12 protein-coding genes and 2 pseudogenes are annotated in these 11,796 nt (G+C 36.5%); 6 read left to right on the top strand and 8 right to left on the bottom strand.

Going from position 1 to position 11,796, the window contains the following annotated elements; translation table 11 throughout:
- Positions 1-55 precede the first annotated feature (55 nt).
- A complete protein-coding gene (locus tag NBRC111893_RS02230) occupies positions 56-478 on the top strand; it encodes a hypothetical protein (RefSeq protein ID WP_125007821.1) in 423 nt (140 codons plus the stop codon).
- 55 nt (positions 479-533) lie between these two features.
- On the opposite strand, the gene NBRC111893_RS02225 is transcribed toward NBRC111893_RS02230, so the two are convergent.
- Positions 534-1,115, bottom strand: a complete 582-nt coding sequence (locus tag NBRC111893_RS02225) for a TetR/AcrR family transcriptional regulator (protein ID WP_125007820.1) — start codon at positions 1,113-1,115, stop codon at positions 534-536.
- Positions 1,116-1,255: 140 nt separating this feature from the next.
- Here NBRC111893_RS02225 and NBRC111893_RS02220 point away from each other — a divergent pair, with 140 nt between their 5' ends.
- Positions 1,256-2,092, top strand: a complete 837-nt coding sequence (locus NBRC111893_RS02220; RefSeq protein WP_125007819.1) for an SDR family oxidoreductase — start codon at positions 1,256-1,258, stop codon at positions 2,090-2,092.
- A 44-nt stretch (positions 2,093-2,136) separates the two neighbouring features.
- On the opposite strand, the pseudogene NBRC111893_RS12255 reads toward NBRC111893_RS02220, so the two are convergent.
- From NBRC111893_RS12255 to NBRC111893_RS02205, 3 genes and pseudogenes are all read right to left on the bottom strand, one after another.
- A pseudogene (locus NBRC111893_RS12255) lies at positions 2,137-2,659 on the bottom strand (serine O-acetyltransferase).
- Positions 2,660-2,673: 14 nt separating this feature from the next.
- A complete protein-coding gene (locus NBRC111893_RS02210; protein WP_160114430.1) occupies positions 2,674-2,922 on the bottom strand; it encodes a zinc-binding dehydrogenase in 249 nt (82 codons plus the stop codon).
- Positions 2,923-3,030: 108 nt separating this feature from the next.
- Positions 3,031-3,576: an alcohol dehydrogenase catalytic domain-containing protein gene (locus tag NBRC111893_RS02205; protein WP_125007817.1), complete on the bottom strand. Its 546-nt coding sequence runs from the start codon at positions 3,574-3,576 to the stop codon at positions 3,031-3,033.
- A 195-nt stretch (positions 3,577-3,771) separates the two neighbouring features.
- Here NBRC111893_RS02205 and NBRC111893_RS02200 point away from each other — a divergent pair, with 195 nt between their 5' ends.
- The 3 genes from NBRC111893_RS02200 to NBRC111893_RS02190 all read left to right on the top strand — a co-directional run bounded on the left by NBRC111893_RS02200 (position 3,772) and on the right by NBRC111893_RS02190 (position 7,190).
- Complete coding sequence (locus tag NBRC111893_RS02200) at positions 3,772-4,362, top strand: TetR/AcrR family transcriptional regulator (protein ID WP_125007816.1); 591 nt, start codon at positions 3,772-3,774, stop codon at positions 4,360-4,362.
- A gap of 148 nt (positions 4,363-4,510) precedes the next feature.
- A complete protein-coding gene (locus NBRC111893_RS02195) occupies positions 4,511-5,131 on the top strand; it encodes a helix-turn-helix transcriptional regulator (protein WP_125007815.1) in 621 nt (206 codons plus the stop codon).
- Positions 5,132-5,921: 790 nt separating this feature from the next.
- Positions 5,922-7,190: an ABC transporter permease gene (locus NBRC111893_RS02190; protein ID WP_125007814.1), complete on the top strand. Its 1,269-nt coding sequence runs from the start codon at positions 5,922-5,924 to the stop codon at positions 7,188-7,190.
- A gap of 6 nt (positions 7,191-7,196) precedes the next feature.
- Here the strand turns inward: NBRC111893_RS02190 and NBRC111893_RS10645 are convergent, their stop codons facing one another.
- Both NBRC111893_RS10645 and NBRC111893_RS02185 read right to left on the bottom strand, forming a co-directional pair.
- Positions 7,197-7,361 (bottom strand): hypothetical protein, encoded by a 165-nt coding sequence (locus NBRC111893_RS10645; RefSeq protein WP_160114429.1) that lies wholly within the window; start codon positions 7,359-7,361, stop codon positions 7,197-7,199.
- Positions 7,362-7,583: 222 nt separating this feature from the next.
- Positions 7,584-7,796 carry a hypothetical protein gene (locus NBRC111893_RS02185; RefSeq protein WP_225417491.1) on the bottom strand — a complete coding sequence of 71 codons (213 nt, stop codon included), beginning with the start codon at positions 7,794-7,796 and terminating at the stop codon, positions 7,584-7,586.
- A 172-nt stretch (positions 7,797-7,968) separates the two neighbouring features.
- Here NBRC111893_RS02185 and NBRC111893_RS02180 point away from each other — a divergent pair, with 172 nt between their 5' ends.
- Positions 7,969-9,813, top strand: a complete 1,845-nt coding sequence (locus NBRC111893_RS02180) for a bifunctional metallophosphatase/5'-nucleotidase (RefSeq protein WP_125007812.1) — start codon at positions 7,969-7,971, stop codon at positions 9,811-9,813.
- A gap of 41 nt (positions 9,814-9,854) precedes the next feature.
- Here NBRC111893_RS02180 and NBRC111893_RS02175 read toward each other — a convergent pair.
- Together NBRC111893_RS02175 and NBRC111893_RS02170 are read right to left on the bottom strand one after the other, a co-directional pair.
- Positions 9,855-10,970 (bottom strand): annotated as a pseudogene (locus NBRC111893_RS02175) (aminotransferase).
- A gap of 93 nt (positions 10,971-11,063) precedes the next feature.
- On the bottom strand, positions 11,064-11,783 hold the full coding sequence (locus tag NBRC111893_RS02170; protein ID WP_125007811.1) for a B3/B4 domain-containing protein: 720 nt from the start codon (positions 11,781-11,783) through the stop codon (positions 11,064-11,066).
- Between the last annotated feature and the right edge of the window lie 13 nt (positions 11,784-11,796).

Genomic DNA, 11,796 nt, shown 5'->3' with positions numbered 1-11,796 from the left:
AGTTTGAAAAATTACCCGGTTTAGTTGGGTAGTAATTCCTGCATATTGTGTGATTATGTTTGCTGTTAATATGAGTTGGAATAAGTATAACTTAATTGAAGCAGGATTAATCATTGTGATTGGTTGGTTGATTGCGTACTTTCAGCAGTTACAGACTGAGTTACAAGTTACTGATGATGTCGACAAACATGACCGACCAATTATTAAAATCAAACGGAATTGGTCATATGTGATCGGCTGGTTTCTGGTGTTTGCTTTCGGGATAATCATTCAGATTCTCGGAAGTCACGAACTAAGTATTCAAGAAATTGTGGCTGAATTAGGCGAAGAAATCCAAAAAGATTTGTTTGCTTGGAAGTTCTTTAGTAATCAAAATGCTTGGTACATTTGGTTGCTTTCAGGAGCGAATGTCATTAGTTACACGACCTTGATTATCAAACGTGATGAACGGGTGCGCCAAGCGATTCGCCGTCGATGATAAGTTCAGTAAATAGTTAAAGGTTGGCTCTCTGTTGAGGGCCAACCTTTTTTTGTTAATTAGAAAAATGTAGTTGATTGATTTTGACCGCATAGTAATCGATCAATGAATCAATTTTTACATCATCAATATTATTTTTTTCAACTAAGATTTGAATAATCCCAGTCACCATGCCACAAAACATCTCGATTGAAGTATCGGGATCTGGAGAATTCAAAAAGGTCTTAAAAATCTGATTATTATTGAGTTCGTCCTTGCTAAGACTGGAGATTGTTTGATGCACGCTTTTAGAAGCGGATTTAATTAAATCAAGATAGGTATTGTATTGCTCGTTTGAAATGATGATATTTTTGACTAGTTTTTTATGGGAAATGGCCCAATGAAAACTTTGCTTTATATAATCAAGATCATTATTTTGATTAATATCATTCAGATTAAATAAATTATTAGTGATTACCGGGAGTGAGTCAGTCAATAAATCGTATTTATTTTCATAATAGCGATAGAAACTACTCCGGTTGATGTTAGCTTGTTCACAAATTAAATTGATGGTGATTTTTTCAAATGCCATTGAATTCAATAATTCAACCATACTATGAGTTAGGATGTAGCGCATGCGCTTTTCAGCTTGTTGCATAATTAAGACCTCCGTATGGTCGAATTATAAGACAAAAATAAATATTTGTCTTAATTTAAAACCATATTTTAGTATTGGTCGTTGTCCAAAGTAAATTATTTTTTAATAATGAAGACAATAATTTATGGAGGTACTAAGCAATGACAGAGTTAAATCAATTAGTTGTGGTAACAGGGGCAGCGAGTGGGATTGGGAAGGCTACCGCCATTTCATTTGCTAAGAAAGGCTATTGCGTAATAGCGGGTGTCAAAACGATGGCCGAAGCTAATAAAATTAGTGGTCAAAACATTGAACCGTTTAAATTAGATATTACACAATCGGAAGATATTAAAACGTTAGTTGACCGAATTGAAAGTGATTCTAATAGTCGGCCCTTAAGAGCATTAATTAATAATGCAGGAATTGAGTTTAACGCACCACTTGAGTTGCTATCACTAACCGAATGGCACAAACAATTCGACGTTAATTTATTTGGTCAAGTCGCCATTACTCAAGCGTTACTGCCCCAGCTAAGAAAAAGCCGGGGCACAATTGTTAACATCACATCGGTTGGTGGCAGAGTCGCTTTGCCGAATTATTCAGCATATGCAGCAACCAAGTTTGCGTTTGAAGCGGCCAGTGATGCATTAAGACGAGAAGTTAAGTCACAGGGAATTAAAGTGATTATCGTAGAACCAGGCGGCATTAAAACTGATATGGCGGCATACAGTGGTGAATTATCACTAAATTTTGCTGATCAAATGAATCAGTCAGATAAGCAGCTATATCAAAATATGGTTCAAAGTGCGGTTAATTCACAATCGGCCTTTTTAAAGTATGCAATGTCGGCCAAAAAAGCGGGGGACAGGATTGCCAAAATCGCCACTAAAAGTCGCCCTAGAGCCCGTTATTCATTGGGGATAGATGCACATTTAACCATTCCACTTAATCATTTAATGCCAACCAAACTGATGGATTTAATGTTAAACAGAAGTTAAAAAGGAGTAACCTTGACGGATTTGTCTGGGCTACTCCTTTTAATCTATTGTTGATTATAACGATTGATAACATCCTCGCATGCAGCGATAATTTCTGGGGCGTGGGGCATGTCTTTATAAAAGACAGGTGAATAGTTTGGATCACGGGGTTTAAATTTATTAACACCGTAAGCGATGCTATTGGCAGGGACATCTTTAGTGATGATGCACCGGTGCCGATAACACTATTATCACCAATGATGATTGGGCCAACGACTTTGGCGCCATCGGCAATCACGACGCCTTTACCAATCACAGGATTACCAAGGTTCTCCCACTGGTGAGTAGTGTGGTTATAAGTTTGGTTTGCGCCGATAGTGACGTTTTGAAAAATTACAACGTCTTCGCAAATCTTGGCTGCGGCAATTGTGCAGCCTTTGCCGTGGTGAGCAATTGGATGCTCTTATCTAAGTGGAGACAAGTAATCTCAAAGTTGTAGTTGCTCTGTAATTGTTCAGCAGCAACTTTTTGAGCTTCAGAATCAGTTGAGAAACAGTTTATATTGAATAAAGTTTTAAAATCTGTCAAAAAAAATACCTCCGTTAATTGAATGAAACTAACACACGACCGCGACTATGGTTATCTTGGGTATAGTGCTGGGCTTCTTTGATTTGAGTGACAGGGAAGATTCGGTCGATGGGAGCAATTAATTGCTGATTAGTTAATTTTTGAATTAGCTGTTGGTAAATTTCATGGCTGAATTCTTCGTGAACGAATTGGAAGGGAATACTTCCTTCGTAGTTCATCAAAGCGATTGATGTAAGTTCAGGAACAGTAATTTTTGCAGCCAATTGATCAACTAGGTTGATGCTGCCAGCGATATCTAAGATGGCGGCGCTATTTAGCGCTGGTAATGTATCGGCAGTATAAGCGGTAATTTCTGGAAATTGCTGATTAAATTAATTAAGGCTTGAAGGTGACACGATTGGCCATAGATGAAGGTTATCATCTTGATTGATTAGTTGTAGTAGGTATTGACCAATTACTGAGTTAGCGCCAGTGATCACAAAATCATTGATTCCTGCGCTTTGATACTTAGTAATGGCGTTCATTAATACTAATGGTGTAGCAGTTAAAGTAGTTGCACTGGCGTTATCCACGGTATTTGGTAAGGTAAAAATCCAGTCTGGATTGTCAGAGACGATGTATTCACTATATGAACCGGTTGGGTGCATAACGAATACTCGTTGATTGATTAGGTCTGAATCGCGATTAGCGCCAGTCTCCACAACGGTTCCAGTTCCGCTGTAACCAATGGTTCTTGGTAATTCCGCAAGTGATTCTTCGGTCGCATTAGGATTGGTTTCCCGTTTAATATCGGTTGGGGTGATTGGCATCATGTCCATTTTGATTAGGACCCCGTTATCGTTAAGGTCAGGTTTAGTAGTTTGAGTTAATTTAAGTTCATCAATCCCATTAAAGGTAGTTTGTTTAATTGTCAGCATTATGGTTCTCCTTATGCATATGAATATTGGCAGAGATTGATATCTGTCTGAAACATTTAACATAGGAGTACTATACTCGGTATTTTTAGCATGTCAACACTTGTATATATTTTATATACAAAGTGTATTTATATAATAAAGGAATCGTACTATATGGTAGAATGAACGTAATGGTTTCAATGGAGGATGGATTAAATGACGGATTCAAAGCGGGCACCACGGAAAACTAATAAAGAATTAAATGATCAGATTTTTTCTGCGGCCATTAATATCTTAAACACTGAAGGCTATGAACAAGTTACGTTTAACAATATCGCTAAACAAGCGGGGACCAGTCGACCAGTACTATATCGTCACTGGGGTTCAGCGTTTGAATTGTTGCTTGATGCCGAAGAATATTTTGACGATGAAGAAGCTGATACGTTTGAGAATTTGGATTTTTCGAATCGCTCTCTAAGGGAAAATTTAGTTGTTAGTCTGGCTCATTTTGATGGTTCTCAGCCATTTTTACGGGCGATATTGATTGAACTTGGTAATGATAATCCAGTGGTTCATAAATATTTTGATGGTTTACATCAACAGCAACTATACATTATGGAACGAATGTTAAGTGCAGCTCAGTTAAATAATGAAATTAAGCATACCGTTACAGATAACGTAAAGTTGTTACCATTTAACTTAATGTTATATCAAGCAATGGTTGACCAAAGTCCAGTTACTAAGGATTGGATTGAAAATTTAGTTGATACAGTAGTGTTGCCTGCAATTATGAATCAACAGGATTAACAACTTAGCGTTCAAAATGTTTCACATGAAACAACTTAAAATATCTTCATCAATCAAGGCAAGGGAGAGGCGTTGATTTGAAGGAAGTTTTAAGCAACAAGTGAATACGTATTTTTAATGATAGATTCAATTTTTGGGGGAGTCTTGAATGACAATTGGGGAAAAATTGAAAGTATGTCGAACGGAGAATAAGTTTACTCAAGCAGATATAGCTAAAGAAATGCATGTCTCTCGAAAAACTATCTCAGGTTGGGAGACAGGTCGAAATTATCCGGATTTAGGTAGTATAGTTAGGCTCAGTGAGATATATCATGTTCCGTTAGAGGATTTAGTTCGAGATGATCGAATGCTAGATCATTTTGAAGAACAAAGAAAAAATAGTTTGCGAGCTGAAAAAATATTACGGGCTACATACTGGATAAATGTGGTTTGTGCGATATTAGAAATTATTGATAATTTACGTCCAAATGGATTTCATTTAGCTTTAATACCGCTAGTGTTAATGATTAATCTTGCGCTGCTAATAAGCTATTTTGATAAATGGTATAAATTTAAAGAGCCCTTTTCAATCGTTAAACTCATTCTGACATTTATTGTTTTATTTATAATATTTACACCGATCAGCATTATGAATCACGATGTTATCCAAGCATTACCACATCATGATGCATACTTTATTAGTGGAATGATGACGGCACGGCTGGTTTCCGCTTTTTTGTTATCGGTTAGCATCACCGTAATTATTTTCTTTCGAAGTCCCCATAAATAAAGAAGTCTTTGATACGTAGCTTGATTTTTATGGTTACTTGAAAAATAGATAAATATGTATTATTAAGCATTTATAAATTTATGCTAGGGGGATTTTGTCATGCATTTTTTTAATTCTTGGTTATTGAGGTTGATTGGTCCGATAGATAAAGAACAACAAATGCACTTATTTAAGCTAAGTGAAAACGGACTTGTTTTGAGTTTTATTTTAAACTTCATTGCTCTAATTATTTCAATCGTTATTGATCTCATCAATCAGCAACTAACATTTCAGACGGTCCTGATATACATAATGCTTATAATCATTTCTGGATACATAGCAACTAAGGTATCCGGAAAAGATGTTTCACAATATGAAGTTTATAGTAAAGCAGAATTAGCTAATCTGCGTAAACGGCTGCGATTAATATCTGTTTTACAAACTTTCTACGCGTTTTTGGTTTTTAATTTTAATATATACAATTGGTATTTCATACCTGCTTAATGAAAAGATAGATTTTAGTGATTTAATAGCAGCTAGTGTACTTTGCCTAATTTTTGGCTTTTTTATGTATCTAATTAATATATCGAAAATAGTAAAAGAGTTTTAGAAAGAGTTATATATTGAAATATGTGCATATAGATGATGGATGTGGATGACATTTACCAAATCATCGTGAATAATTACTAGATACTGAACATTTAAGTCTTCAAGTGTAGGATATCCTACACTTGAAGACTTTTTTGCTAGTTGTGTTGAGATTATCTGAAATTTATGATTACTGTGAACATAAAAAAGAGGGGTAATAATAATGAATAAATGGTTTAAGCATCCAATTGCATATTTTGCAATTGGGGTCGCAATAATTTGTGGATTGGCATTTCTTGGGGCCGCATTGCCAGGCTTTGGCAATATGCCTAATGGCACAAAAAATATGCAAATTGTAGTAGTAGATTATGACCAATCAACTGGTAGCAAAACGATGACAAAGGGCTTGAAGGATAATTTACCATTTAAGGTTAAGCGTACTGATAGTAAATTGGCATCAATTAAGTCACAGTTAACTAATCGATCAGCTGCTTTGGCGGTTGTGCTTCCTAAGAATTTTATCAAAGATGTTAAGCAACAGAAGACGCCGCACATTAAGTTCTATGTAAATGATTCAAATGGGATGTTACAAAATTCGTTAAATCGTAGTATTATTTCGCAAATTGAAACGAAGATTAAGGATAACCTAACATCACAAAAGACAACTGGAATGATTGCTAGTTTAATTGCACCCAATGTTGCTAAACAGGTCCAGGTTCGAGCTCAAAAACAAGCTAGAAATATCACTAACCCTGCTCAATTAGCAGGAATGAGAAAACTGATGCCAAAACAAATCCAGTTACAAGTCCAAAAACAAGCTAGTAAAATGGCTCAAAGACTAGGCGGTGGCTTAATCGCTAAGACCGTTCACATCAATAAAATGCCAAGTAGTTATAAATATCAAATGGCCCCAATGTTTCTTAACTTAGGAACCTATCTTGGAGTAATGATCATGACCATTATTTTGACAATGATGTTTATGAGCGCTCGGTTTAGTATGGGAAAGGTTAAAGCATACTTTGCTTACCAAGTTACTGGAATCCTAGCATCAATTATTGTGCCATTCTTTACCATCGGATTATTAAGAGCTTTAATCAACTTCTCTGGCACCACATTCTGGGCCCTTGTTGGCACCCAAATGCTATTTGTATTCGCCGCCTTTGAATTCAGTAGTATTTTTACCTTCTTATGTGGAAGTATTCCATCAATGATCATTCTGTTACCATTAATGGCCATGCAGGTGGTTGCCGGTGGGGGAATTTTACCTCGGGTAGTGTTAAATAATTTCTATCAAAATATTAGTAAGGTCACACCAATGTATCAAGGAATTACAAACTCATTTAATGTGTTATATGGTGGAAGTATTGATCCATATATCCAATCACTCGGATGGATTGCTGTGGTTGGAATTATATGCTCAATGTTATTTGCTTGGATTGGTTACCGGCAAAAACATATCGGGGTCTTTGCAAGCATCATGCAGGTAAATTAATCTATTTTAATGTTTTGAGTAGATACAAATTAAATTTACAATTGCATCTAACGTCATAATTCCAGCCATTAAATACATTGCGGCCATATTATGCATAGAAAAGATTAGCCAAAATAAGATGATATTAAGAACCAACATTATCCAAGCTAACCACTTATTGGTCATCGTCAATAGAATCATCTCCCTTAACAAAGTATATCTTAAATTATAGTAGTTTAGAAAAATAGTTATAAAAATCCGCAATTCAGATATTGTTCTGAATTGCGGATTAATTTGTCTTAGAGAATATTATCCCACGTTTTACCTTGTTAATGGTTACTTGATGAAGGTGGTTACAAGGTTTACTATCTATTAAAAATTATTAGCTTAACACCTTGGACTTTAGAATAATAATCATTTTTCTTTACCAATAAATTGATATAACCATGGTCCGAACGGCTGTAACAAACTTACAATTAACCAAGTGATTCGATTGCCATGGCGGAATGAAGGGGCCTTGATAATATCAGTCCAAGCAATAAATAAGGCAGTAGCTTCAAATGCTGCGAATGGGGCAATTAATTGTTTCTGGTGTTTGGTTAAATTCTTTTTATAATGTTTTTTCATTATGCCGACCTCCTGTGATTGATTGCCTCAAGTATACCGAGTTTATTTTGATAAAGATAGAATAAGGAATTGGTAAATCAATAATAATTAAGTGTAATATTCCATTGACAAATAAATCGCTTACATTGTATTCTTTGATTGATGTATAAGTTATTCTAGGGGAGGAATAATTATGGTTAATCATGTAAAGGGAAAGGTTCTATCGTTATTATCAGTTCCGGCAATTCTACTGGGGCTTATGAGTGTGGTTCCAGCAGCTACCGAAGCCGCTGATACACCACAAACATTGACAAATGTGGCGGGAAGCGACGACTATGCCAAGCCGGGGCTTCAGCCTGAGTTTCAAACGGTGCCTAAGAAGTATCGTAATGATATTCCAGTTCAAATTCTGGGGATTAATGATCTGCATGGCGGTTTAAGTACTACCGGGGATGTGGGCATTGGTCAAAAGACTTATAAGGGGGCAGGAACCGCTGCTCGTTTGGCATCATATCTTGACCAAGCACAGAATCAGTTTAAAGCGGTTGCTAATTCTAATAACACATTCAGAGTTGAAGCAGGGGATATGGTCGGAGCAGCACCAGCAAATTCTTCACTGTTAGCTCATGAATCAACCATGCACGCTTTAAAAGAAATGCGATTTCAAATCGGAACGCTGGGTAATCACGAATTTGATCGTGGCCTGCCTGAATTTAATCGAATTTTGAATGGAAATGCGCCAACTGCTAGTACAAATGCTAGCCAATTGGTGAAGGACTACCCTCATTATTCAACTAATATGCAATTAATTGTTGCCAACGTGGTTAACCAAAGTAATGGACAAATTCCATTTGGCTATAAACCATATACAATCAAGACAGTTAAAGCTGGTAACGAAAAGGCTAAGGTTGGCTTTATTGGAATTGATACGTCAACATTACCAAGTTTGACTTTATATGATAACTACAAAGACTATAAAGTGCTTGATGAAGCAGAGACTATCGCTAAATATGATAAGATTTTGAATAACAAAGGGGTTAAGGCGGTTGTTGTTATGGCTCATACCGGAGTGGCAACTAGCCCACAAGGCCAAACCACTGGGCCAGTAGTTGATATTTTAAATAAATTAAATTCGATTGATCCTAGTAATCATGTCGGTCTTTATGTAGCAGGACATTCACACCAATATGCTAATGCTAAGATTGGTAAGACGCATGTAGTTCAGGCTGTTTATACCGGGAAAGCATACGATGATGTTTGGACCTATGTTAGTCCTAAATCTGGTAAGTTTGTGAGTGTTGCACCACATGTTTATCCAGTATTATCACAAGCTGACGATCCAACTGTTTCGGGTAATCCAAATGTGGCAGCTGTTGTAAAGGACGCTGATAACCGGGTTGATCCACAAGTTAATCAAGTAATTGGAAAAGCAGCTACTCCAGAAACCATCACAGGTCGATTGCATAACAATAGTACAATGGAGAACGCTGCTGGTGAAGTGGTTGTCGATGGACAACTATATGAAGCCAACAAGCATGGTGTTCAAGCAGATTTTGCAATGACCAATACTGGTGGGGTTAGAGCAGACCTTGAAGTTAACGAAAATGCCGATATTACCTGGGGTGCGGCGACTGCCGTTCAACCATTTGGTAATATCTTACAAGTAGTTAAGATGACCGGTAAGCAAATTGAGGATGCTTTGAATCAGCAATACGATCAAAATCAACAATATTATCTTCAAATTGCTGGGTTGAAGTACACTTACACTGATTCAGGGGATGCTAATCAACCATTTAAGGTTGTTTCCATGACTAAGGATGATGGCACCCCAATTACCCCAGATGGAACTTATAATGTGGTGATTAATGATTTCCTTCATGGTGGTGGAGATGACTTCACAGCATTTAAAGATACCGCAATCCAAGGCTCAATTGGAACTGATACAGATACTTTTGTGAACTACATTAAGGACATGACAGCTGCAGGAACGCCAGTCCAAGCACCCCAATTAGATCGAAAAGTATACCAAGGTAATTAAATAAAAAAGCGTAGATAATTATTCTACGGCTTTTTTTATTACTAATATTCTTTTAAAAATTCAGACAATTTTGCTAATCCATTCTGAAGCGTTTCTTCTGGGGCACAGTAGCCAAGACGGACGTGACCAGGCATATCGAACCGATTACCGGGAACTAAGAGTACACCTTTTTCTTTAAGTAATTTGATACAGAATTCTTCGATATCACCATCGATATCAATCTTCGGAAATGAGGTTGAGACAGCTTGAGGCATAATTAAACTAACTTTAGGTTCATTAGCTAACCAGTCTTGATAAATTTTTAGGTTATTCATGACGATTTGTTTATTTCTGGCAAGAATCTTATCTTTGTTTCTTAACACATGAACGGCCAACATGTCATTAAACACACCAGCACAAATCATAGTGTAGTCACGATACTTTCTGAATATGTCAGCGACTTCTGCGTTAGAATCAGTCCAACCGATTCTAATTCCGGGAACCGAATAGGTTTGGAGAGAGAATTTGTCGCTATCCCTTTATCGTATAAATCAACGATTGATGTAAAGCTGTCAGGATTATCTAGTGGTAGGTAAACCTCATCAACTAGTACGTAGGCATCAACTGATTTTGCGATTTCAACGACTTGCTTTAGGAAAGTAGTATCCAGAACTGTACCGGTTGGATTGTTGGCATTATTCAAACAAATCATCTTTGTTTCACGTGAAAACAAGGTGCTTCAATTCATTAATATCGGGGTACCAATTGTCGGATTCATGGATGGTCCAGTAATCAACCTTAGCGCCTAATGATTTTGGAATATCATAAAGCTGTTGGTATGAAGGATACTCAGCGATTACCTGATCTCCGGGTTCAATTAGCGAGTATAAAGCTAAGTGATTAGCTCCAGTCGCTCCATTGGTTTGAAGAACGTTTTCGGGTTCAACGTGTTGATAAAGGTTAGCAACTTCCTGTTTAAATTCTGGGGAACCTTCAATCCAGCCATAACTCATTTTTTGTTTATCTAGTAGTTCATAAAAACTTTGACCATTACTACCATCAATATTTAAGATTTCTTTCATCGTCATGGATGAGATGGTACTTTGAGCAATATCGTAAGTTGCTGCTCTTTCCCAAACGTTTAACCATTCTTCAACACCAAATCCGGCAATTTGCATAAATTAAGACCCCTCTATATTTTTTATCAAATTTAGTAATAATTATACATAAATAAAGCATAAAAAAGGTAAAAATATTAAAAACTAACTAAATTAATCAGCAATAATTGCACTTAACCTATCTTTATTAATTATTTGAGTGTTTGAGTCAACATTGAAAGTTGATTTGCATAAATTTTGTAGTTCAACAATTGCTTCATCTGCTCGGTGTGCTTGGTCAGTATTAATTGATTCAATGACTAAGACGGCATTTTTAGTATCATTGGTTAACATAGTTCTTTCTGCTTCACGCCAATTAAAGCAACGACAGATGGCAGCAGTATTATCTTTATAAATAACCTCACCTGGAAGGGCGGGAGAGTCTTCTTCAGCCCCTAATGGGAAGAATGGTTCACCACCAACAGCAATTGCTAAATGCATATCACCATCGATGTGATCAATATCTTCACCACCAACCGGGGTGCCATAGGTTAAGGAGATACTATTATAGATATCAACTAGGGGATCAATAGGACTAAATACATGTCCTTGGTGAGCTCGTTTTAATAAGGCTTCAATAGATGAACGAGCACCCTTTTTGGTTTTGAATTTTCGATATGCTTCACGCCATTCGTCAATTACTGGATTCTTACTAAAAGTATCGGACTGGCTAGTAAATTTAGCTGATGCAGTGGTGGCATCGGCCAGTAATTTGGTGAAGTATGCTTCTTGACCACCTTCATAATGATTCTTAATACCAGTTAATGTTAATACATTAATTTGAAGTTCGGGAAATAATTCAATTACACCACTATCAACAATTAATTTTTTCATGATTATTTACTCC

This window comes from Lentilactobacillus kosonis (assembly GCF_003864335.1).
GTDB lineage: Bacteria > Bacillota > Bacilli > Lactobacillales > Lactobacillaceae > Lentilactobacillus > Lentilactobacillus kosonis.
The sequence above is the reverse complement of the archived record's forward strand: the minus strand, read 5'-3'. Positions and strand labels throughout refer to the sequence as shown.

Excerpts from the sequence above, each read along its gene's own strand:
- NBRC111893_RS02225 (WP_125007820.1), bottom strand. The coding sequence starts at position 1,115 with ATGCAACAAGCTGAAAAGCGCATGCGCTACATCCTAACTCATAGTATG.
- NBRC111893_RS02230 (WP_125007821.1), top strand. The coding sequence starts at position 56 with ATGTTTGCTGTTAATATGAGTTGGAATAAGTATAACTTAATTGAAGCA.
- NBRC111893_RS02220 (WP_125007819.1), top strand. The coding sequence starts at position 1,256 with ATGACAGAGTTAAATCAATTAGTTGTGGTAACAGGGGCAGCGAGTGGG.
- NBRC111893_RS02195 (WP_125007815.1), top strand. The coding sequence starts at position 4,511 with ATGACAATTGGGGAAAAATTGAAAGTATGTCGAACGGAGAATAAGTTT.
- NBRC111893_RS02185 (WP_225417491.1), bottom strand. The coding sequence starts at position 7,796 with ATGAAAAAACATTATAAAAAGAATTTAACCAAACACCAGAAACAATTA.
- NBRC111893_RS02170 (WP_125007811.1), bottom strand. The coding sequence starts at position 11,783 with ATGAAAAAATTAATTGTTGATAGTGGTGTAATTGAATTATTTCCCGAA.
- NBRC111893_RS02200 (WP_125007816.1), top strand. The coding sequence starts at position 3,772 with ATGACGGATTCAAAGCGGGCACCACGGAAAACTAATAAAGAATTAAAT.
- NBRC111893_RS02180 (WP_125007812.1), top strand. The coding sequence starts at position 7,969 with ATGGTTAATCATGTAAAGGGAAAGGTTCTATCGTTATTATCAGTTCCG.
- NBRC111893_RS02205 (WP_125007817.1), bottom strand. The coding sequence starts at position 3,576 with ATGCTGACAATTAAACAAACTACCTTTAATGGGATTGATGAACTTAAA.
- NBRC111893_RS02190 (WP_125007814.1), top strand. The coding sequence starts at position 5,922 with ATGAATAAATGGTTTAAGCATCCAATTGCATATTTTGCAATTGGGGTC.